This window comes from Azospirillum sp. TSH20, assembly GCF_003115935.1.
In the GTDB taxonomy this organism is placed as follows: domain Bacteria; phylum Pseudomonadota; class Alphaproteobacteria; order Azospirillales; family Azospirillaceae; genus Azospirillum.
Genome location: NZ_LGQU01000048.1, coordinates 31,110 through 52,752 on the forward strand (window position 1 = coordinate 31,110; position 21,643 = coordinate 52,752).

The window sequence follows — 21,643 nt, forward strand, 5'->3', positions numbered from 1 at the left end:
CTTGGCGAGAGGGCGGGATGCCGCGTCATGACAAGGCTAGGCGCGCTCCGCGGCGTCATCAAGCCTCCGTCTGCTTGGCATGGCGTCTGCAAGGGAGTGGCCGCCTCCCATCGGGGCCATCACACGGGGATCGACCCATGACCTACGCTTCCGCCCTCGGCAACCTCAGCAACGCAGCCACCCAGGCCGCTGGCGCCACCCGTGGCCCGGCCAATGTGGAGGCCGCCGTGCGCAATGCCAGCGCGAAGACGGGGGTCGATTTTTCCTACCTCATGGAAAAAGCTGCCGTGGAGAGCGGGTACCGCACGGACATAAAGTCCTCCTCCTCCTCGGCGACGGGGCTCTACCAGTTCATCGACAGCACTTGGCTGCAGACGATGAAGGATCATGGCGCCGACCATGGCTATGGCAAATACGCCAACGCCATCCAGACCCGCGGCGACGGCCGGCCCTATGTCGCCGATCCGGCGATGAAGAAGGAGATCCTGGAGCTGCGCAAGGACCCGACCGCGTCGGCCCTGATGGCCGCGGAATACACCCGTGACAACAAGGAGTATCTGGAGGAGACGGTGGACGGCAAGATCGGCTCGACCGAGCTGTATCTGGCGCATTTCCTGGGGGCCGGCGGCGCGTCGAAGTTCCTGAACGCGATGCAGGAGAACCCCGGCCGCACCGCCCGCGACGTCTTCCCCGACGCGGCGGCGGCCAACAAGAACGTCTTCTACGACAAGACCACCGGCAAGGCGAAGTCGCTGAAGGAGATCTACGACCGCTTCGCCTCGAAGTTCTCGGAGAACCCGCTGGCCAACTTCGCCCCGGCCCAGGTGGTGAACGACGCGGTGCGCAAGCAGGACATGCCGGACGGCTTCACCACCCAGGTGCCGATGGCGCCGGCCAAGTCGCTGAACGGCACGCCGCTGTCGATCTATCAGGTGCTGGCGCTGAACGCGCTGGAGACGCCGGACGAGGTCGACAGCGTCAGCGGCCGTCCGGCCCGCCTGCGCGACAAGGACCACCGCCGCATGCGTGACGAACCGGTGCGCACCGACCAGACGGCGGGCACCGGCGTCGCCATGGGCTTCGGGCTGGGGCTGGGCCGGATCGTCGGGTCCGAATCGGCGACACCGGTCGCCTCGGCCACCGCGGGTGCCGCCGGGACCGATGCCGTCGCCAAGGCGGCGTGAAGACGGAAGCGCGACGAGGCGGGGTCAAAATGCCCTACTCTGGCGCTTTGACTTGACGGCCGGATGGGTGCAAGGTCGCGCCGTTTTTTGGCGCTCACCCCTCAGGACCGAACATGAGCAACCAGCAGCCCGCCGTCACCTTCGAGGAAATCCGCGCGCTCGTGCGCAACCTGCCCGGCCCCGACCTGGAGGCCGGCACCGCGGCCCTCCAGCGCGAACGGCAGCTGACCAAGCCGGCCGGTTCGCTCGGCCGGCTGGAGGAGATCGCGCAGTGGATGGCGACCTGGCAGGGCCAGCACCCGGCCGAGGTGCGCCGCCCGCGCGTCGCCGTCTTCGCCGGCAACCATGGCGTCGCCGCCCGCGGCGTCTCGGCCTATCCGGCCGAGGTGACGGTGCAGATGGTCGCCAACTTCCAGAACGGCGGCGCCGCGGTCAACCAGCTCTGCGAGGTGGCCGACGCCGACCTGCGCGTCTACGAGTTGGACCTGGACAACCCGACCGCCGACTTCACCCAGGGCCCGGCCATGGGTGAGGAGGAATGCTGTCGCACCATGGCCTACGGCATGATGGCGGTGGAGATGGGCGTCCAGCTGCTGTCGCTGGGCGAGATGGGCATCGCCAACTCGACCTCGGCGGCGGCGCTCTGCCTCGCGCTGTTCGGCGGCGAGGCGGCCGACTGGACCGGCCGCGGCACCGGCATCGACGACGAGGGGCTCGCCCGCAAGATCGCCGCGGTGGAGGCCGGCGTCGCCGCCAACCCGCAGGCCAAGGACGACCCGTTCGAGGCGCTGCGCTGCCTGGGCGGTTACGAGTTCGCCGCCATCGCCGGCGCCATCCTGGCCGCCCGCGTCGCCCGCGTTCCGGTGCTGCTCGACGGCTTCGCCTGCACCGCCGCCGCCGCGGTGCTCTACAAGGCCGACCGCCGCGCGCTTGATCACTGCATGGTCGCCCACCGCTCGGTCGAGCCGGGCCACACCCGTCTGATGCAGGCCATCGGCAAGGAGCCGCTGCTCGATCTCGGCATGCGGCTGGGCGAGGGCTCCGGTGCGGCGCTGGCGATCAACATCGTGAAGTCGGCCGTCGCCTGCCACGCCGGCATGGCGACCTTCGCCGAAGCGGGCGTCAGCACGCAGGGGTGATGGGGCATGGGGGCCTTTTGCCCCCTCTAGTTCTATTGCCCCCTCCCTAACCCTCCCCCGCCTTTGGCGGGAGAGGGGACTGCCGCCGCTCTGGCGTTTACGTCACGGTGACAAGCATCCTGCCCCCTCTCCCGCGAAGCGGGGGAGGGATGGGGAGGGGGCAACGCCGATGGCAAATCAGACCCTCACAGCATCCCGTCCGCCAGATCGCTGATCGCCGCCGACAGGAACAGGTCCAGCATCACCAGGGCCGCGGCGGCCAGCCCCGACAGCGACAGGGCGGTGCGCAGCACGAACCACTGGTAGGTCAGCATCGCCATCATCACGCCGAAGACCAGCGCTTCGGACACTCCCGACGGCAGCAGGCCGGTGGCGGACAGCACGATGGTCGGCAGGTAGATCATCATCTGCACCACCGCCGACCAGTTGTAGGCGGTTAGCGCACCGGGATAGAGCTGCTCCCTGCCCAGCAGCGACGCGATGCGGAACAGGGCCAGCGGGAAGGCGGTCCAGCTGACGACGTAGGCGATGCCCTCCACCGTCACCAGTTGCAGGATCGGCGTGCCATCCAGCTGGTCCCACAGCCGGATCGCCAGCAGCAGCGCATAGGCCGGCAGCACCACCAGCGCGGCGTAGAAGGAGTTCAGCGCACCGTCCGGCGTGCGGTCGAAGAACTCCATCCCCGTCCGGTCGAAACGGGCCAGCCGCCACGCGCCGGACAGGGCGGACAGGATGGCGGGGGTGGTCAGCGGCATCGTGGTGTCCCGGTCAGGCTTCTCACCCGGCAAGGCGCGTGAACACGCCCTTCAGGATCGATTCGTAGATGGCGGTCAGCTGTCGCAGATCCTCCACCGAACAATATTCGTCCACCTTGTGCATGGTCTGGCCGACCAGCCCGAACTCTACCACCGGGCAGACATTCTTGATGAAGCGGGCGTCCGACGTGCCGCCGGTGGTCGAATAGTCCGGCCGGCGCCCGGTCACCCCCTCCACCGCCTCCGCCACCAGCTCGGTCAGCGGGCCGGGCGGGGTGACGAAGCTGTCGCCGGAGCAATAGATCTCCAGTTCATAGGCGCCGCCGATGGCGTCGAAGGTTTGGCGCAGCCACGCCTCGATGCTGGCCGGGGTGTGGGCGTCATTGAAGCGGATGTTGAAGGTCGCCTTCCCCTGCGCCGGGATGACGTTGGTCGCCTTGTTGCCGACGTCGATGGTGGTCAGCGCCAGGGTGGAGGGCTGGAAATGCGCCGTGCCCTCGTCCATCGGGTGTTCGGTGATGGCGGCCAGCATGCGGACCAGCCGCGGCAGCGGGTTGTCGGCCAGATGCGGATAGGCGACGTGCCCTTGCGCGCCGAACACGGTCAGGAAGCCGCTCAGGCTGCCGCGCCGGCCGATCTTGATCATGTCGCCCAGCGCCTTGGGGTTGGTCGGCTCCCCCACCACGCAGGCATCGATGCGCTCGCCGCGCTCGGCCAGCCAGTCCAGAACCTTGCGGGTGCCGTTGATCGCCACCCCTTCCTCGTCACCGGTGATCAGCAGGCTGATCGATCCGGCGGGCGGCCCATCCTGCAACCGGCGCGACACGGCGGCGACGAAGGCGGCGATGGCGCCCTTCATGTCGACGGCGCCGCGGCCGAACAGGCGTCCGCCCATCACCTCGCCGGCGAAGGGATCGACGGTCCAGCCCTTGTCGCCCGGCGGCACCACGTCGGTGTGGCCGGCGAAGCAGAAGTTGGGTCCTTCGGTGCCGAGCCGGGCATAGAGGTTCTCCACCGGCTCCGTCCCCTCCTGCTGGAAGCGCAGGCGGTGGCAGGTGAAGCCCATCGGCGTCAGCGCCGCCTCCAGCACACTCAGCGCGCCGTCGTCGCGCGGTGTGACGCTGGAGCAGCGGATCAGGTCCTGGGCGAGAGCGACGGGGTCGATGGTCATGGGCTGTCCGGTTGGTCTTCGTCGGTCAGGGGGCCGCGTCGATCTGGCGGGCGACCCATTGGCTCAGGCTGATGCCTTCGGCGGCGGCGCGCAAGGCAGCCTTCCGGTGCAGTTCCGGCGTGGCGCGCACCAGCATCTTGCCGCTGAAAGGCTTGTCGGGCGTGCGACCTTTCTCGGCGCAGATCGCCAGATATTCGTCGATGCTTCCGCGGAAGCTGTCCCACAGATCCTGCGCGCTGCCGCCTTCGAAATGGATGACGTCAGACAGGCCGGCAACCGTACCGGAGAAGGTCCCGTCCTCCGGGTCGAAATCGATGGGACCGGACACATAGCCCTTGTATTCCATCGTCATGGCGTGATCCCCGCGTTGATCAGCAACTTGCGCACCGCATCCACCGCGCCCTTCTTGGCCTCCGGCCGGGGATGGGGACGGTGGAAGACCGCGCCACGGTCGCGGACCTCGATCCAGACGCGGCTACCGGCGCGCTCCTCGACGACACCGTCCAACGCGATCACCAGCGCCTCGATGTCCGCCCAGCGGATCGAAGCGGAGGTCGGCCGCGCGAAAATGGCGGCAAGCGTCGCGCGATGGGCGTTGTTCATGCGGCGATGGTATTGTGGGAGGCGCCGGAAAGGCAAGGGCGATAGCGGCCTGCGCTATCGCCCCAAAGTCTTCTTCCGTTTGGATCAATCCCGCAGCAGGTCGTTGATCGCCGTCTTCGAGCGGGTCTTCTCGTCGACGCGCTTGATGATGACGCAGCAGTACAGGCTCGGCCCCGGGGTGCCGTCGGGCAGCGGCTTGCCGGGCAGCGAGCCGGGGACGACGACCGAATAGGCCGGGACGCGGCCCATGAAGACCTCGCCGGTGTGGCGGTCGATGATCTTGGTCGAGGCGCCGATGTAGCAGCCCATGGAGATGACGGCGCCTTCCTCGACGATCACGCCCTCGACGATCTCCGAACGGGCGCCGATGAAGCAGTTGTCCTCGATGATGACCGGGTCGGCCTGCAGCGGCTCCAGCACGCCGCCGATGCCGACGCCGCCCGACAGGTGGACGTTCTTGCCGATCTGGGCGCAGGACCCGACGGTGACCCAGGTGTCGACCATGGTGCCGCTGTCGACATAGGCGCCGACATTGACGAAGCTCGGCATCAGGATGACGCCGGGGGCGACATAGGACGACTTGCGGGCGATGGCGCCGGGCAGGGCGCGGAAGCCGGCGTTCTGGAACTGGCCTTCGGTCCAGCCTTCGAACTTCGGCGGCACCTTGTCGAACCAGGACGAGCCGCCGGGGCCGCCGGGGATCATCTCGTTGGCGTTCAGGCGGAAGGACAGCAGAACCGCCTTCTTCAGCCACTGGTTGACCTTCCAGCCGTCCGCGGTCTTCTCCGCGACGCGCAGGTCGCCGGCATCGAGCGCATCCAGCGCCGCGTTCACGGCGTCGCGGACGGGGCCGGTGGTGGCGGTGGTGAGATCGGCCCGGTTTTCCCAGGCGGCGTCGATGGTGGCTTGCAGGCTGGCGTGGCTCATGGCGCGGTCGTTCTGCTGTCGATTGTCAAGGGACGGCACCATGGAGCCGCATCGCGCCCGCTGTCAACCATACCCGCGGCGGGCATCGGCCGGTTTGCGACAAAGCCCTACACCCCCGCCACCGCGGCCAGCCAGGAGGGCAGATCGTCCACGGTGTGGTCGATGTGGATCCCGGCGCCGACACCGGCCTTCTCGTACTCCTTCTCGCCACGGACCCAGACGGTGGTCATGCCCAGCGCATGGGCGGGCGCGAGGTTGCGGGCGATGTCCTCCACCATGCAGGCGTCGGCCGGGTCGACGCCGTGGCGCTCCACCAGCGTGGCGTAGGGGCGGGGATCGGGCTTCGGCACGAAACCGCCGGCGGCGATGTCGAACACTGCCTCGAACCGGTCGAGGATGCCGAGCCGGCCGGCGACATTCTCGGCATGGCGGACCGAGCCGTTGGTGTAGATGATCTTGCGGCCCGGCAGGCGGCCGAGCGCATCGGCCAGCAGGGCGGAGGGCTGGACGCCGGTCACGTCGATGTCGTGGACATAGTCCATGTAGGCGACCGGATCGACGTCATGCTCCATCATCAGGCCGCGCAGCGTGGTGCCGTATTCGCGGAAGAAATGCTTCTGCCGCACCCGCGCTTCGTCCATGCCGATGTTGAAGTGGGCGGCGATGAACTCGTTGATCCGGCGGTCGACCTGGGCGAACAGGTTGCAGGACGCCGGGTAGAGCGTGTTGTCGAGGTCGAAGATCCACACGGCGCGGTCGCGCAGCGCGGCAAGGGGATTGCCGGCGGATCCGGTGGCGGAGTCGGGCGCCGGAGCGGCGGGGGAGGTCGGGACGGTCATCCCCCAAGAATGGGGCCGCCGGCGTGCCGCCGCAAGGCGCTTCACATGGTCGCAGCGTCGGCCCGTCCCTTGGGTCGAGCCGCCGCCATGGGGGCTCCCCCGCATCGTTGGTTGATTGAAGATTAACCCCTAAAGAGGTAGCATGGGCCGGACCTTATAACGGTTTGCAGCCTAAGGTTTTTCACCCCGCCCGCCGCGCGGCTCGTCCGCCTCGTGGCCCGCCGATCTGGGATCGCCGTGGACCTTCTCCTGACCACCGGTACTTCCGCCACCAATGCCGGTCCGACCGGCCCCGTGACGCTGGTCGCGCTGTATCCCGGCCCGGCCCTGCGGCTGGATGCGGCGCTGGCCGTCGCCGAAGCCAATGCCGAGGCGGAAGACATGATGGACAGCGACCCGCGCTGGCTGCCGGAACTGCGCAACTGGCTGTCGGGGTCAAGCGTGGCGCCGGGGCTGCGCTCGGTGCCGGTGGAATCGCTGCGCGGGATCATGATCGTCGAATGGGCCGGCGTGCCGCTGCCCGACGGCGGCTTCCTGCTGTTGGGCCGCGACGACACGCTGGAACGGCAGCTGCGCCACACGCTGACCGAATCGCGGCGGCGCTACAAGGATCTGGTGGAGGTCTCCTCCGACTTCGCCTGGGAAACGGGACCGGACGGCACCTTCGTCTTCGTCAGCCACAAGGGCGCGCTGGGCTATCCGGCCGACGCGCTGATCGGCCGCGACCCGCGCAGCCTGGCGCTGGAGGATGCGGAAGACCTGCCGATGCCCTTCGACTGCCGCCGCGCCGTCGATCAGTCCGAGCTTTGGCTGAAGAGCGCCGACGGCACGCCGGCCTGCATCGTCGCCTCCGCCCTGCCGCTGTTCGGGCCGCAGGGCGACTGGATCGGCGCCCGCGGCGTCTGCCGCGACGTGACCGAACAGGTGCTGCGCTCCAACGAACTGGCGCGCATCCGTTATCGCGAACGGCTGCTCGGCCACATCGTCCACACCCTGCGCGACCGGCTCGACGCCGCGGAAGCGCTGGTGGTGGCCGCCACGGAGACGGCGCGGGCGCTCAGCGCCGACGGCTGCCGGATCTACCGGGCGGAGGAGGGGGGCGGCAGCGCCGGCGCCGCGGGCGGGGGTCGTGTCGCCCTGTCGCTGGTGGCGGAGTTCGGCGCGGAATTGCCGGAGGTCGGCACCGCGCTGCTTGACCGCATCGCCAATGGCGAAGGGCAACTGGCCGACCGGCTGGGCGACGTGCAGCTGATCGGCGAGCGGACCGAGTACCGGCAGGCGGTGAACGGCGCGCTGCTGGTCTGGCGCACCGGCGATTCGGAGCCCTGGGACGACGACGACCGCCAGTTGATGTCTGGCGTGGCCGACCATATCGGCATCGCCCATGCCCATCTCGCCTATCAGGAGCGGCTGCGCCGCCTGTCGGAGCGCGACGGGCTGACCGGCCTGTTCAACCGCCGCACCTTCTTCGAACGGCTGGAGGAATCGATCTCGCGGCCGGACAGCGGGCCGTCGGCCCTGCTCTATGTCGACTTGGACAACTTCAAGGCGGTCAACGACCTGCACGGCCACCAGCAGGGCGACACGGTGCTGAAGGCCATCGGCACGCTGCTGACCACCGGGGTGCGGCCGGGCGACCTGCCGGGACGGTTGGGTGGCGACGAGTTCGTGCTGTGGCTGGGCCGCACCGACGAGGAGAAGGCGCGGATCGTCGCCGATCGGCTGCTGAACGGCATGCGTGACCTTGCCCACCTGTCGGCAAGCCCGGAGAAACCGCTGGGCCTGTCGATCGGCATCGCCGTGCATACCCCCGGCCGCGGCGAGACGGTGCGCGAGCTGACCGACCGCGCCGATGCCGCCATGTACGACGCCAAGAAGAGCGGCAAGGGCCATTACGCCCTGGCTCCGGTCTTCCAGGTATCTTCGTCCGACATTTCCGCCGCGGAGCCCGCCCCGTGACCCCGCCCGCCTCCCCGCGTCCCGAGACACTCGACCCCGCCGACTACGAATCCGCCAAGCGGATGGTGCAGAGCGAGGATCCGGCGGTTCGCCGGAAGGTCGCCGAGCATCCCAAGACCCGGCCGGAGCTGCTGTATTTCCTGGCCGCCGACGCCGCGGCCGAGGTGCGGCGCGCGATCGCCACCAATGCCGGAACGCCGCGGCAGGCCGACCTGCTGCTGGCCAAGGACCGCGAGGTCATGGTGCGGCAGGCGGTGGCGCAGAAGATCGCCCGCCTGCTGCCGGAGCTGTCGGCCGATCAGGCGATCCAGATCGAACGGCTGACGGTGGAATGCCTGGAAACGCTGGCGCGCGACCAGGCGACGGAGGTGCGCGGCATCCTGGCCGAGGCGCTGAAGGACCTGCCCAACGCCCCGCACGGCGTCATCAACCGGCTGGCCCGCGACGTGGAGCTGTCGGTCTGCGCACCGGTCCTGCAGCATTCGCCGATCCTCACCGAAGAGGATCTGACCGACATCATCATGAAGGGGCCGGTGCGGGGCGCGATGACCGCCATCGCCAGCCGGCACAACGTCTCCGCCTCCGTCGCCGACGCCATCGCGCGCTCCGACGACGAGGCGGCGGTGACGGCGCTGCTCGGCAACCCGTCGGCCCAGATCCGCGAAGAGACGCTCGACCGCATCCTCGATCAGGCGCCGCAGCACGAGCCCTGGCATTCGCCGCTGGTCCGCCGTCCGCGGCTGCCGGCGCGTGCGGTGGCGCGGCTGGCCAGCTTCGTCGCCGACAATCTGCTGAAGGTTCTGCAGGACCGCGACGACCTCGATCCGGAGGCGGCGCGCGGGCTGGTGGAGGCGGTGCGCCAGCGGGTGGGGCAGGCGGCGGCCGGCACCGCGCCCGGCCAGCCGCTTGGCCCGGTCGATTTCGGCGAGGAGGCGGTCGGCGGTGCCGCCGGGCCGGAGAAGCCGGTGGAACGCCCCAGCGACAAGGCGGCCCGCCTGAACAAGGAAGGCAAGCTGACCGAGAAGCTGATCGAGGGGTCCATGGTGGAGGGCGACCGCGGCTTCGTCATGGCGGCGCTGGCGGAGCTGTCGCAAATCCCGCTTCCGGTGGTCGACCGCATCGTCGCCACCCATGCGCCGCGCGCCGTCACCGCGCTGGTGTGGCGCGCCGGGCTGACCATGCGCTTCGCCCGGCAGGTCCAGTTGCGGCTTGCCCAGATTCCGCCAAAAACGGCGCTTAATGCTCGCGACGGCACGCACTATCCGATGACCGATGAAGAGATGCGCTGGCAGCTCGAATTCTTCGGCGTCGAGGAGAAGGCGTGACGTTTCCAACCGTTTTCGGGTTTTCCCTGGCATGCGTGTTGCTTTCCTCGCCTTCTTCGTCATCCTGATCGCAGCATCCACCAGCTTCGCCGCCCCGCCGCGCGAAACGCCGGAGGAGCGCGAGGTCGCCGCGACCTTCGACGCCGCCCGCAGCGCGCTGGCCGAAAAGCGGGGGTCGGCGGTGATCCCGCTGCTCACCCGCAACTCGGTCAAAGCGCTGGAGTCGGTGCGTGACGCCGCCCGCCAGCCCGGCGACGCGCCGCTGCAGCGGCTGGAACCGGCCGAGCGCTTCGCCGCCATGGGTCTGCGCCGCTATCTCGGCCCGTCCGAACTGCGCCGCATGTCGGTCGGCGACATCGCCAACCATGCGCTGAAGGCCGGCTGGCTCGGCCCCAACGTCATTTCCCGCAGCTCTCTGGGGCCGGTGCGGGTCAAGGGTGACCGGGCATCGGGCCTGCTGATGGTCGACAACCGGCCGGCGCTGGTTCCGGCCGACTTCGTGCGCGAAGGCGGGGCGTGGCGCATCGACCTGTCCAGCGTCTTCTCCTTCGGCAGCCAGATGCTGAAGGGCTTCGCCGCCATGTCCGGCAAGGACGAGACCGCCTATATCGACGAGTTGCTCAACCGCCTGCCGGCCAAGCCGGGGGCGATGAGGACGCACTGAGCCCACGTGCGATACTCCGTCCGGCTCAAATCCTTCCGGCCGCGTCCATCCGCGTGATTGCGGCGATTCAAGAGTTTGCGTAGATTCGCGCCCGCTTCCACCAAGTGTTGGCGCCGACGATGACCGCACCGGAAGAGTCCAGTCCCATGCCAGCCCCCGGCCGATCCGTGCCCTGCGGCGCGCATTTTCGCGCCGCGGTGCTGGAGCTTGCCGCCCTGCGCGGGGTGGGGGTGTCGGCGCTCGTGACGGCCGCCCTGCTGCTGGCCCCGGAGGGGGCAGCCGATCCCGGATTGCGCGACTCGGGCGGGGAAGCGGTGCTGGAGGTGGAGGGCGTGGAATCCTGCGACGCCGCGATCCGCAGGGCGCTGGCCGCCGCCCTGGCGCTTGCCGATCCGGGCGCCCGCATCCTGCCGGCCGAAGACGTGCGCCGGCTGGAAGCCGCGGTGGAGACGCTGGGCTACCGCAACAAGACGCTGGCCCACGCGCTGCAGCGCCTGTCCTTCCAGCCGCTCGACGGTCAGATCACCGAAGTGCGCGACGCGGCGCAGCTGTTCGGTTTCGTCAATGAATGGTGTTTCGACGAGGATCAGGTGAGGCGGCGTTTCCGTGAACTGGCGCCGGTCTATCACCCCGACACCGGCATCGTCGCCTGCCGCGAGCGGATGGGCCAGTTGATCGATGCCCGCAACCTGCTGGTCCACCATGTCCGCAGCGTCTACAGCTCCGGCGATTGGCTGGCGAAGCGGGGCGGGACCCCCGTCTGATCCGACTCCTGACCCGGAGCCGGGACGATCGCTTCAACTGGCCAGCCCGATCGCCTCCTCGACGATCGCTTGATCCATCGTGGTGCCGTCCAGCACGGCCCCGGTCAGGTCGGCGCCGGTCAGATCGGCTTCGGTCAGGTCGGCGCCGGTCAGGTCGGCTCCGGCCAGATTTGCCCCGGCGAGGTTGGCCTTGCGCAGGTCGGCCTTGCACAGCAGCGCCATGCCCAGCCGGGCGCGTTGCAGATTGGCGCGCCAGATATGGCCGCTCATCGTCTGGATATGGACGGGGCCAAGCTGGGCGCCGGTCAGGTCGGCACCGGTCAGGGTGGCGCGCTCGAAATTCACGCCGCGCAGATCGGCCTTCGACAGGTTGGCCTTGCGCATGTCAGCCAACGACAGGTCGGCTATCGCCATCGCCGCACCCGACAGGTTGGCGCCGCGCAGTGCGATGCATTGCAGGATCGCCGCCGACAGGTTGATGCCGTCCAGCTTGCGGCCCGACAGGTCCAGCGCCGACAGGTCGGCGCGCTTGCCGGCCTTGCCGCCGCTGTCGATCCAGCTCAGATGCTCCATCAGCATCTCGCGCAGGTCGTCTTCCGGGTTCTCCAGCGTCTTGGCCAGAACCGCCGCCTGCAGGTTGGGCGAGCGCATCTGGGCGGCGTCGAGGATGGCGCCGATCATGGTGGCGCCGCTGAAGTTGGTGCGGTTGATGGCGCAGCCGGTCATCACCGCCCCCGACAAGCGGGCGCCCGACAGGTTGGCCTCCGTCAGGTCGGCGTCGGTCAGGTCGCAGCCGGTTAGGTTGGAGCCGGTCAGGTTGGCGCGCATGAACTTCGTGCCGCGCAGGATGGCGTCGGTCAGGTCGGTCTGCATGACGAAGGCGTTGGCGATCTTCGCCCGCGACAGGTCGGCGCCGCGGATGGTCGCCGCCGTCAGTTCCGACGTCAGGACCGAATCCTCATACTCCTGCGTGTACATCTCGCCGCTGGCGTCGTAATGCAGCAGCGTGCCGTCGCGCAGGTCGACCTCCACCAGCGTCGCCTCGCTCAGCACCGCGCCGCGCAGGCACGCGCCGCGCAGGTCGGCCCGACGCAGGTCGGCCTTCTCAAGGTTGGCGAGCCGCAGGTCGGCGGCATAGAGGTTGGCGTTGGAAAGGTTGGCGCCGGTCAGCCGCGCGCTGAACAGCTTGGCGCCCGACAGATCGGCGTCGGACAGGTCGATGCCGGACAGGTCGAGATGCGACAGGTCCCGCATCTTCAGGTTGGCGCGCACGCCGCCGGGCTGGCTTTTACGGAATGCCTGGTGCCGCAACAGGATCGCGTTGAGCTGGCTCTGGGTCAGCTTGGTGCGCGGACTGTTGGACCCGAAGCCCTGGGCGGACGACATCGCCGGCATACCTTCTCTATTTGGTAACCCATAATCCGAAAGAGTCGCCAAAATTTGGTTAAGAGTCGGCGGACTGTGACAAGGTTGCGACCGATAACCGCGTCCCCGCAAGGGCGACCTTCGGCGGGAGTCCAAGGACCGCTTGCAACGGTTGACTCGTGGTTCCGGCTTCTCTATGGTCCGCCGACCTGTCTTCCGCCAAGTCGATAGACCGGGTACCCCGGCCCCATGCCGGGTATCTCCGCCAGTCCGCGAAATTCGCGCACTGGCGCTTTCGTGCTTGTGCGGGTGGCGGCTCTGACGCTGGACCCGGAACTGGGGAACGAGTAACGCATGTTCGAAGGCCTGACCGGACGCCTGGGCGACATCTTCGACAAGCTGCGCCGCCGTGGCGCGCTGACCGAGGAGGACGTCTCCGCTGCACTGCGCGAAGTTCGCGTGGCGATGCTGGAGGCCGACGTCGCGCTGCCCGTCGTCAAGCAGTTCGTCACCCAGGTGAAGGAGCGCGCCGTCGGGCAGGAGGTGCTGAAGTCCGTCACCCCCGGCCAGCAGGTCATCAAGATCGTCCACGACAACCTCGTGGAGATGCTGGGCGAAGGCGCCGACATCAACCTGAATGCCGCCGCCCCGGTGCCGATCCTGATGGTCGGCCTGCAGGGCTCGGGCAAGACCACCAGCACCGCCAAGATCGCGCTCCGTCTGAAGACGAAGGAGCGCAAGAAGGTCCTGATGGCCTCGCTGGACGTCCGCCGTCCGGCCGCCCAGGAACAGCTGAAGGTTCTCGGCGAGCAGACCGGCGTCGCGACGCTGCCGATCGTGCCGGGCCAGGACCCGGTCGCCATTGCCAAACGCGCCATCGAGACCGGCCGTCTCGAAGGCTATGACGTCGTCATGCTCGACACCGCCGGCCGCCTCGCCATCGACGAGGAGCTGATGGCGGAGGTCGCGGCGGTCCGCGACGCGACCAAGCCGGCGGAAACGCTGCTGGTCGCCGATGCGATGACCGGCCAGGACGCCGTCACCGTCGCCACCAACTTCAACGACAAGGTCGGCATCACCGGCATCGTGCTGACCCGCATCGACGGCGACGCCCGTGGCGGTGCGGCCCTGTCGATGCGCCAGATCACCGGCAAGCCGATCAAGCTGCTGGGCGTCGGCGAAAAGATCGACGCGCTGGAGTCCTTCCACCCCGACCGCATCGCCGGCCGTATCCTCGGCATGGGCGACGTGGTGTCGCTGGTGGAAAAGGCCGTCGAGACCATCGATAAGGACGAAGCCGAAAAGCTCGCCCGCAAGATGGAGAAGGGCCAGGGCTTCGACCTCGACGACATGGCGATGCAGCTGAAGCAGCTCCGCAAGATGGGCGGCATGTCCGGCCTGATGGGGATGCTGCCGGGCATCGGCAAGATCAAGGACCAGCTGAAGGACGCCAACGTCGACGACGGGATGATCAAGCGCCAGGAGGCGATCATCTCCTCGATGACCAAGGCGGAACGCAAGAACCCCGACATCATCAAGGCTTCGCGCCGCAAGCGAATCGCCGCCGGTTCCGGCACCTCGGTGCAGGAGGTCAACAAGCTGCTGAAGCAGTTCGAGACCATGCGCGGAATGATGAAGCAGGTGCAGAAGCTTGGGAAGAAGGGGATGCTGCGCGGCGGCCTGGGAAATCTGCTGCCGAAGGGACTCGGCGGCTTTGGCGGCAAGGGGCCTTTCGGCTGACCTGACCGCCTTACGAAATCACCTGATACCTGTTTGACTTGAGAAGAGAAAGTTTCGACCAATGGCTCTGAAGATTCGTCTGGCTCGCGGTGGTGCGAAGAAGCGTCCGTTCTACTCGATCGTCATCGCGGACGCCCGCAGCCCGCGTGACGGCCGCTTCATCGAGAAGATCGGCACCTACAACCCGATGCTGCCGCGCGAGCACGAGCAGCGCATCATCCTGAACGCCGAGCGCGCCAAGCATTGGCTGTCGGTCGGCGCCCAGCCGACCGACCGCGTCGTGCACTTCCTGGCCAATGCCGGCCTGGTCGAGAAGCCCGCCGTCCGCGAGACCCCGAAGAAGTCGGCTCCGAAGGCCAAGGCGCAGGAGCGTCTGAAGGCCGAGGCCGCCGCTGCCGCGGCTGCCGCAGAAGGCTGAGCTTGGGGCTGAGGTTGAGGGTGGGCCTCTTGGCCCGCAGGGTTGAGGTCGTGACGACGTGCCGGGTGCTCCTTCGATGACCGCCAAAATCTGTGTCGGCCAGTTCGCGGGATCGCACGGCGTGCGGGGGCTGGTGAAGCTGCGCAGCTTCACCGCCGAACCCGCCGACATCATGACCTATGGCCCGCTGTCGGACGAGAACGGCGCCCGCCGCTTCACGGTGACGCTCCAGGGCATGGTCAAGGACAACTTCCTGGCCAAGGTCGACGGGGTGACCAGCCGCGAACAGGCGCAGGCGCTGGCCGGTGTGCGGCTCTATGTGGACCGCAGCGTCCTGCCGGCGACGGAGGACGAGGACGAGTTCTACCATGCCGACCTGATCGGCCTGCGTGCGGAACTCGCCGACGGAACCGTCTACGGCACGGTAAAGGCGATCTACGACTTCGGAGCCGGCGACGTGCTCGAAGTTCGAACCGCCGGCGGGCCGCTGGAGATGCTTCCCTTCTCCAAGGCCTGCGTGCCGGTGGTCGATGTCCGGGGCGGTCGCATCGTCGTCGATCTTCCGGCCGTGATCGAAGCCCGCGAGGGTTCCGGTGACGAGGCGGAGGAGGACGAGGGGGAAGAGGGCGGAGACCAGCGCGGGGAGGAGGGGCCGTGAATTACGGCGCCGACGGTCCGCGGGTCTGGACGGCCAAGGTTCTGACGCTGTTCCCGGAAATGTTTCCGGGGCCGCTCGGCCACTCGCTGGCCGGCAAGGCGTTGGAAAATGGAGTCTGGGCACTGGAATCGGTGGACATTCGCTCGTTCGCGCGCGATAAACACCGCTCCGTCGACGACACCCCCTTCGGCGGAGGGGCCGGCATGGTCATGCGGCCCGACGTGCTGGACGCGGCTTTGACCGCGACGGCGGGACCTGTGGGGGCACCGGGACGCGGCCGGGCGATCTATCTGTCGCCTCGCGGACGGGTGCTGAACCAGGAACTGGTCAAGGAGTTGGCCGCCACCCCGGTGGTGACGCTGCTCTGCGGCCGGTACGAAGGGGTGGACCAGCGGGTCCTCGATGCGCACGGCCTCGAAGAGGTCAGCCTCGGGGATTTCGTGCTGTCCGGCGGGGAACTCGCCGCGCTCAGCCTGATGGATGCCGTGGTGCGCTTGCTCCCTGGCGTCATGGGCAACGTGGAGACGGCGGGCGAAGAGAGTTTCGAACGGGGGTTGCTCGAATACCCCCACTACACCCGGCCGGCGGTCTGGACCGACGGACAGGGTGTGGAACGCGCGGTGCCGGAGGTTCTGCTCTCCGGTCACCACGGAAAGGTCAAGGCCTGGCGGCTGGCCGAGGCGGAGAAGATCACGGAGGCCCGACGGCCGGACCTGTGGTCGCTCTACCAGGCGAGCCGTCCGGCAGAAACTGTTACGAACAAGGGTCGGCGGCAGGCTCGCCGGCGCGACCCGAAACCGGAGTGACGGTCCGCCGCGAGGCGCGCCGATAGAAAAGGGGTAGTGCTATGAACCTGTTGCAGCAGCTCGAGCAGGAGCAGATCGAGAAGGCCCTCGGTGGCAAGACGATCCCGGAGTTCTCCTCGGGCGATACCGTCCGCGTGAACGTGAAGGTCGTCGAAGGCACGCGCGAGCGTGTCCAGGCCTATGAGGGCGTCGTGATCGCCCGCAAGAACGCCGGCCTGAACAGCTCCTTCACCGTTCGCAAGATCAGCTACGGCGAGGGCGTGGAGCGCGTGTTCCCGCTGTACTCCCCGCGCATCGACTCGATCGAGCTGGTCCGCAAGGGCGCCGTCCGTCGCGCCAAGCTGTACTACCTGCGCGATCTGCGCGGCAAGGCCGCCCGCATCGCCGAGCGCACCACCGGCCGCGGCATGGTCAACGGCCGCCGGGCTGCCGAGTAAGGCGCCTTTCGGTTCGTTTCAGGTTCATAGGTTCGGCGCCCGGCCATCCGGCCGGGCGTCTTCTTCCCGCCACCATCAGCAAAGCTTAAGGAGTAGGCGCCATGAAGCGCACGTTCCAGCCGTCCAAAATCGTGCGTAAGCGTCGCCACGGCTTCCGCCACCGCATGTCGACCGTCGGCGGCCGCAAGGTCATCGCCCGTCGCCGCGCCCGTGGCCGCAAGGTCCTGAGCGCCTGATCCCCGCGATGGCGGCGCCGGACCACGAGGTCGGGCGCCTGATGCGGCGGCCGGAATTTCTGGCCGTGGCCGGGACACGGCGCAAGCATGTGGCTCCCGGCCTGATCCTCCAGGTGCGCCGGCACGACGACAAGCAGCGGCCCGCCGACGGCGGTCCGCCGATCCGTTTCGGTTTGACGGCGAGCCGCAAGGTCGGCAACGCGGTGGTGCGCAATCGCGCCCGCCGCCGTTTGCGTGAGGCAGCGCGGCAGATTTTGACCGTTCATGCGGCGCCCGGCCACGACTTCGTCCTGGTCGCCCGCGGCGGCACGGCCGAGCGGCCGTGGACCGATCTGCTCGGCGACCTGACCGCCGGGCTGAAGCGCCTCGGCCTGTGGCGCGAGGCGGAAGGGTAGGAGGCCAGCGACGTCATGTTTCGCATCGCCGGCCTCAGCCCGCTCGCGCACCTGCTCCGCGCGCTCATTTATCTCTATCGCTGGACCTTGTCGCCCTTCGTGGGCTGGCATTGCCGTTTCCAGCCGACCTGCTCCTGCTACGCCATCGAATCGCTGGAAAAGCACGGCGCCATCCGGGGGGGATGGCTGACGGTGCGCCGGCTCGGGCGTTGCCATCCCTGGGGCGGGTCGGGATGGGATCCCGTGCCCGATCCCGCTCCGCAGGGGGCGCCCCAGGCGTCCCATCGCTGTGGCCTGCGGGAAAAAGGGTATGCGGCGGTTGCCCAGCCCGGCGAAAACCCGTAACAAGGCCGCGCACACGCCGCCCTTCTTCCAAAGGCCCCACGGCAACCGGGACGCCATGACCGACCAACGCAACCTCATCATCGCGATTGCCCTGTCGATCGCCATCCTTCTGGGCTTCCAGTATTTCTATGAAAAGCCGCGGGTGGAGCAGCAGAAGCAACTCGCCGCCCAGCAGGCCGCCCAGACGGAGCAGTCGGTGCCGGTGCCGGCCCCCGGCGTGCCCGCCCAGCAGCCACCCGGCACGGCAGAGGTCGCGAAGGAGCGCCCCGAGCTGCTCGCCGAGCAGCTGGCGGCCGGCACCCGCGTGAAGATCGACACGCCGGCCCTGCACGGGTCCGTCAACCTCGTCGGCGGCCGCATCGACGACCTGACGCTGGCGCAGTACCACGAGACGCCGGACCCGAAGAGCCCGGAGATCGTGCTGCTGGCCCCGGCCGGCACGCCCGCCGCCTATTATGCCGAGTTCGGCTGGGTGCCGCAGGGCGCCGGCATCGCCACCCCGACCGCGACCACCCGCTGGACCGCCGACGGCACAGCGCTGACCCCGGACAAGCCGCTGACCCTGACCTGGGACAACGGCCAGGGGCTGGTGTTCGAGCGCAAGATCGCCGTCGACCCGGACTTCATGTTCACGGTGACGCAGTCGGTCCGCAACATCGGCGCCAACCCGGTCACGCTGCTGCCCTACAGCCTGGTGTCGCGCACCGGCACGCCGCACACGTCGGGCTATTACATCCTGCATGAAGGCCCGCTCGGCGTCTTCAACGGCTCGCTGACCGAAGAGAAGTACGACGACGTCCGCAAGGCCGGCAGCATCTCCAAGGAAACGACCGGCGGCTGGATCGGCATCACCGACAAGTATTGGCTGGTGTCGCTGGTGCCTGACCCGAACGAGAAGGTCACCGCGCGCTTCCTCTACAATCAGGTCGCCAACACCGACCGCTACCAGACCGATACCATGGGTGCGCCGGTCACGGTCGCGCCGGGTGCCTCGGTCGAGAACACCGGCCGCCTGTTCGCCGGCGCCAAGCAGGTGAAGCTGCTCGACAGCTACTCCGAGAAGCTGAACATCAAGAACTTCGACCTCGCGATCGATTTCGGCTGGTTCTACTTCCTGACCAAGCCGTTCTTCTACGCGCTGGATTTCCTGGGTCGTGTCATCGGCAACTTCGGCATCGCCATCCTGGTGCTGACCGTCTGCGTCAAGGCCGTCTTCTTCCCGCTCGCCAACAAGTCCTATCAGGCGATGAGCAAGATGAAGGCTCTGCAGCCCAAGATGCAGGAGCTGCGCGAGAAGTTCAGCGACGATCAGGCGCGCATGAACCAGGAGCTGATGGCGCTGTACAAGCGCGAGAAGGTCTCCCCGGTGTCCGGCTGCCTGCCGATCCTGATCCAGATCCCGGTGTTCTTCTCGCTCTACAAGGTGCTGTTCGTGACCATCGAAATGCGGCATGCGCCGTTCTTCGGTTGGATCCACGACCTGTCCTCGCCCGATCCGACGAACCTGTTCACCCTGTTCGGCCTGATCCCGTGGAGCCCGCCGACCATGCTGCATCTCGGCCTGTGGCCGCTGATCATGGGCGTGACCATGTGGTTCCAGCAGAAGATGAACCCGGCCCCGCCGGACCCGGTCCAGCAGAAGGTGTTCCAGTTCCTGCCCATCGTCTTCACCTTCATGCTCGCCGGCTTCCCGGCCGGTCTGGTGATCTACTGGGCCTGGAACAACACGCTGTCGGTCCTGCAGCAGTGGACCATCATGAAGCGCATGGGCGTGAAGGTCTGATCGGCCCGATCCCTCCTCTGCCCAATGTCTGAGACGTACCGCCGGCAAAGACCCTTGACGGGCCTCTGCCGGCGGTATGTTTTTTAGCCGATCCCAACGAGAGCGCCCGCCATGACCACCCCCGACACGTCGACCCCCGACACCCCCAGCATCGTTTCCGGCTTCGACGAGGCCGCGCTGGAGGCCGGGCGGCTGCTGTTCGCCAAGGAGTGCGACTTCGTCTGGGGCGCCAACGCGCTGAATCAGCTGCCGGAGGCCGACCTGCCGGAGGTCGCGTTCGCCGGCCGGTCGAATGTCGGCAAGTCGAGCCTCGTCAACGCGCTGACCGGGCGCAAGACGCTGGCCCGCACCTCCAACACGCCGGGCCGGACGCAGCAGCTCAACTTCTTCAACCTTGGCGACCGGCTGAAGCTGGTGGACATGCCCGGCTACGGCTATGCCAAGGAATCGAAGGAGAAGGTGGAGGCGTGGAACGACATGGTCCGCCGGTTCCTGCGCGGCCGCGTCACCTTGCGCCGGGCGCTCGTGCTGATCGATTCGCGTCATGGGCTGAAGCCCAACGATCATGAGATCATGGAGATGCTGGACCGCACGGCGGTGCCCTACGTCGTCGTACTGACCAAGGCGGACAAGGTGAAGGCCGCCGATCTGGACAGGATCCGCCGCGACACCCAGGCGGGGCTGAAGAAGCACCCGGCAGCCTTCCCCGACATCCATGTCACCAGTTCGGAGAAGGGCACCGGCATCGCCGAGCTGCGCGCCAGCCTCGCGGCGCTCGCCCTGGCCGCCGAATAAGGGCCGGCGGCGGTGGGTGGCATTTCCCCCGCGCTGCTGTTCCTGATGCAGGCCCTGCTGCTGATCGCCGGGCCGTTTCTGCTGTGGCGGCTCGGCGGCGGGCGCCACATCGCCCCGATGGTGGTCATCCAGATCCTGTTCGGGGTGGCGCTGGGGCCGTCGCTGCTCGGCCGGCTGGCGCCGGATTTGTGGGGCGTTCTGTTCGCGCCGACGGCACTGGCGCCGCTGTCCGGTCTGGCCCTGATGGCCGTCGTTTTCTTTGCCTTCCTCACCGGCCTGCATCTCGATCCCGCCGAGTTCCGCGGGCGGGGAGGGGCCTTCGCCACCGTGGCGCTGTCCAGCATGCTGGTGCCGACCCTGTTGGGCGGCGCCTTGGGCTGGTGGCTGGCCGGCGCCTTTCCCGGCATGACCGGACCGCATGCGACTCCCGGCCTGTTCGCCGCCGGCTTCGGCATCTGCGTCGGCGTCACCGCTCTGCCGGTGCTGGGGGCCATCCTGCGCGAGATGGATTTGCTCGGCGACCGGGTCGGGCGTCTGGCGCTGGGCTATGCCGCGGTGAACGACGCGCTGCTTTGGCTGCTGATCACCGCGGTTCTGGCATGGTCCACGGCCGATGGCGGCGGCGATCCCTGGGCGGTCGCGAAAGTCGGGCTGCTTGGCTTCGCCTATGTCGGGGCGACGGTCCTGGTCGTGCGCCCGCTGCTGGACCGTCTGCTGGAGCGGGTGGCGCCGGATGGGCGGATGGGCGATACCGCGGTGGTGGTGACCTGTGCGGCGCTGCTGGCTTCGGCGGCGGTGACCGAACTGATCGGACTGCATTACATCCTGGGCGCCTTCATCGCAGGCAGCGCCATGCCGCGCCGCTATGCGGCCGCCATCCTCGACCGGCTGGAGCATTTCGCCACGCTGATCCTGCTGCCCTTCTTCTTCACGCTGACCGGGTTGAAGGTGAATTTGACGCTGGACGACCCGGCGCAATGGACGGTCTTTGCGCTCGCCAGCCTCGCCACGTTCGCCGGTAAGATGGCCGGCACCACGCTGCCCGCCCGCTGGACCGGCGAGTCCTGGCCGGACGCGCTCAGGCTCGGCACGCTGATGCCGTGCAAGGGGCTGATGGAGGTGATCGTGCTGACCGTTCTGTTGGAGGCCGGCGTACTGTCCGGTCCCTGTTTCTCTGCGATGGTGCTGATGGCGGTGGCGGTCACCGCGCTGACGCAGCCGATGACGCGGCTGGCCGGATTGTGGCGTCCGGCCGGCTGTACCGCGGCGGCGACCGCGGGAGGCAGGCGTGGGGGTATGTGACCGTTAAATTGCCCCCTAGGCAACCGGCCGGCC

The 21,643-nt window shown here is 68.4% G+C and carries 24 protein-coding genes; 17 read left to right on the forward strand and 7 right to left on the reverse strand.

Annotation, left to right across the window (positions count from 1 at the left end):
* The first annotated feature begins 137 nt into the window (after positions 1-137).
* On the forward strand, positions 138-1,184 hold the full coding sequence (locus TSH20_RS13815; protein WP_109075286.1) for a hypothetical protein: 1,047 nt from the start codon (positions 138-140) through the stop codon (positions 1,182-1,184).
* Positions 1,185-1,297: 113 nt separating this feature from the next.
* The gene (cobT, locus tag TSH20_RS13820; RefSeq protein ID WP_109075287.1) at positions 1,298-2,323 is read left to right on the forward strand and encodes a nicotinate-nucleotide--dimethylbenzimidazole phosphoribosyltransferase; all 1,026 of its coding nucleotides are present in this window, start codon (positions 1,298-1,300) and stop codon (positions 2,321-2,323) included.
* A gap of 185 nt (positions 2,324-2,508) precedes the next feature.
* Here cobT and TSH20_RS13825 read toward each other — a convergent pair whose 3' ends face one another.
* The 6 genes from TSH20_RS13825 to TSH20_RS13850 form a co-directional block, all read right to left on the reverse strand.
* Entirely contained in the window at positions 2,509-3,078 is a 570-nt protein-coding gene (locus tag TSH20_RS13825) for a hypothetical protein (protein WP_109075288.1), read from the reverse strand.
* Between the two features lie 22 nt (positions 3,079-3,100).
* A complete protein-coding gene (gene dapE, locus TSH20_RS13830) occupies positions 3,101-4,249 on the reverse strand; it encodes a succinyl-diaminopimelate desuccinylase (protein ID WP_109075289.1) in 1,149 nt (382 codons plus the stop codon).
* 25 nt (positions 4,250-4,274) lie between these two features.
* Positions 4,275-4,601, reverse strand: a complete 327-nt coding sequence (locus TSH20_RS13835) for a type II toxin-antitoxin system HicB family antitoxin (protein WP_244560729.1) — start codon at positions 4,599-4,601, stop codon at positions 4,275-4,277.
* Positions 4,598-4,852 (reverse strand): type II toxin-antitoxin system HicA family toxin, encoded by a 255-nt coding sequence (locus tag TSH20_RS13840; protein ID WP_109075290.1) that lies wholly within the window; start codon positions 4,850-4,852, stop codon positions 4,598-4,600. The genes TSH20_RS13835 and TSH20_RS13840 overlap by 4 nt, the downstream gene beginning before the upstream one ends.
* A gap of 84 nt (positions 4,853-4,936) precedes the next feature.
* Positions 4,937-5,779: a 2,3,4,5-tetrahydropyridine-2,6-dicarboxylate N-succinyltransferase gene (gene dapD / locus TSH20_RS13845; protein ID WP_085087980.1), complete on the reverse strand. Its 843-nt coding sequence runs from the start codon at positions 5,777-5,779 to the stop codon at positions 4,937-4,939.
* A gap of 107 nt (positions 5,780-5,886) precedes the next feature.
* On the reverse strand, positions 5,887-6,618 hold the full coding sequence (locus TSH20_RS13850; protein WP_109075291.1) for a pyrimidine 5'-nucleotidase: 732 nt from the start codon (positions 6,616-6,618) through the stop codon (positions 5,887-5,889).
* A 237-nt stretch (positions 6,619-6,855) separates the two neighbouring features.
* Between TSH20_RS13850 and TSH20_RS13855 the strand changes: the two genes are divergently transcribed.
* The 4 genes from TSH20_RS13855 (at position 6,856) to TSH20_RS13870 (ending at position 11,330) form a co-directional block, all read left to right on the forward strand.
* A complete protein-coding gene (locus TSH20_RS13855; protein ID WP_109075292.1) occupies positions 6,856-8,577 on the forward strand; it encodes a diguanylate cyclase in 1,722 nt (573 codons plus the stop codon).
* Complete coding sequence (locus tag TSH20_RS13860) at positions 8,574-9,902, forward strand: DUF2336 domain-containing protein (protein ID WP_109075293.1); 1,329 nt, start codon at positions 8,574-8,576, stop codon at positions 9,900-9,902. The genes TSH20_RS13855 and TSH20_RS13860 overlap by 4 nt, the downstream gene beginning before the upstream one ends.
* 31 nt (positions 9,903-9,933) lie before the next feature.
* Positions 9,934-10,566: a hypothetical protein gene (locus tag TSH20_RS13865; protein ID WP_109075294.1), complete on the forward strand. Its 633-nt coding sequence runs from the start codon at positions 9,934-9,936 to the stop codon at positions 10,564-10,566.
* A 146-nt stretch (positions 10,567-10,712) separates the two neighbouring features.
* Positions 10,713-11,330 (forward strand): hypothetical protein, encoded by a 618-nt coding sequence (locus TSH20_RS13870; protein ID WP_247871119.1) that lies wholly within the window; start codon positions 10,713-10,715, stop codon positions 11,328-11,330.
* Between the two features lie 33 nt (positions 11,331-11,363).
* Here the strand turns inward: TSH20_RS13870 and TSH20_RS13875 are convergent, their stop codons facing one another.
* Positions 11,364-12,716 (reverse strand): pentapeptide repeat-containing protein, encoded by a 1,353-nt coding sequence (locus tag TSH20_RS13875; RefSeq protein WP_109075332.1) that lies wholly within the window; start codon positions 12,714-12,716, stop codon positions 11,364-11,366.
* Between the two features lie 333 nt (positions 12,717-13,049).
* Between TSH20_RS13875 and ffh the strand changes: the two genes are divergently transcribed.
* The 11 genes from ffh (at position 13,050) to TSH20_RS13930 (ending at position 21,610) form a co-directional block, all read left to right on the forward strand.
* Entirely contained in the window at positions 13,050-14,435 is a 1,386-nt protein-coding gene (gene ffh, locus TSH20_RS13880; RefSeq protein ID WP_109075295.1) for a signal recognition particle protein, read from the forward strand.
* Positions 14,436-14,496: 61 nt separating this feature from the next.
* A complete protein-coding gene (gene rpsP, locus TSH20_RS13885) occupies positions 14,497-14,853 on the forward strand; it encodes a 30S ribosomal protein S16 (protein WP_063633821.1) in 357 nt (118 codons plus the stop codon).
* A 76-nt stretch (positions 14,854-14,929) separates the two neighbouring features.
* Complete coding sequence (rimM, locus tag TSH20_RS13890; protein WP_109075296.1) at positions 14,930-15,511, forward strand: ribosome maturation factor RimM; 582 nt, start codon at positions 14,930-14,932, stop codon at positions 15,509-15,511.
* Positions 15,508-16,317, forward strand: coding sequence for a tRNA (guanosine(37)-N1)-methyltransferase TrmD (gene trmD, locus TSH20_RS13895; protein WP_109075297.1), 810 nt, complete (start codon positions 15,508-15,510; stop codon positions 16,315-16,317). The genes rimM and trmD overlap by 4 nt, the downstream gene beginning before the upstream one ends.
* A gap of 41 nt (positions 16,318-16,358) precedes the next feature.
* On the forward strand, positions 16,359-16,754 hold the full coding sequence (gene rplS / locus TSH20_RS13900; RefSeq protein WP_012973145.1) for a 50S ribosomal protein L19: 396 nt from the start codon (positions 16,359-16,361) through the stop codon (positions 16,752-16,754).
* Between the two features lie 101 nt (positions 16,755-16,855).
* A complete protein-coding gene (gene rpmH, locus TSH20_RS13905; RefSeq protein WP_098740538.1) occupies positions 16,856-16,990 on the forward strand; it encodes a 50S ribosomal protein L34 in 135 nt (44 codons plus the stop codon).
* Between the two features lie 8 nt (positions 16,991-16,998).
* Positions 16,999-17,385, forward strand: a complete 387-nt coding sequence (rnpA, locus tag TSH20_RS13910; protein ID WP_109075298.1) for a ribonuclease P protein component — start codon at positions 16,999-17,001, stop codon at positions 17,383-17,385.
* Between the two features lie 15 nt (positions 17,386-17,400).
* Entirely contained in the window at positions 17,401-17,730 is a 330-nt protein-coding gene (yidD, locus tag TSH20_RS13915) for a membrane protein insertion efficiency factor YidD (protein WP_109075299.1), read from the forward strand.
* Positions 17,731-17,785: 55 nt separating this feature from the next.
* Positions 17,786-19,513, forward strand: coding sequence for a membrane protein insertase YidC (yidC, locus tag TSH20_RS13920; protein ID WP_109075333.1), 1,728 nt, complete (start codon positions 17,786-17,788; stop codon positions 19,511-19,513).
* Between the two features lie 111 nt (positions 19,514-19,624).
* Entirely contained in the window at positions 19,625-20,308 is a 684-nt protein-coding gene (yihA, locus tag TSH20_RS13925) for a ribosome biogenesis GTP-binding protein YihA/YsxC (protein WP_199231866.1), read from the forward strand.
* Between the two features lie 12 nt (positions 20,309-20,320).
* The gene (locus TSH20_RS13930) at positions 20,321-21,610 is read left to right on the forward strand and encodes a cation:proton antiporter (protein ID WP_109075300.1); all 1,290 of its coding nucleotides are present in this window, start codon (positions 20,321-20,323) and stop codon (positions 21,608-21,610) included.
* The last annotated feature ends 33 nt before the right edge of the window (positions 21,611-21,643 follow it).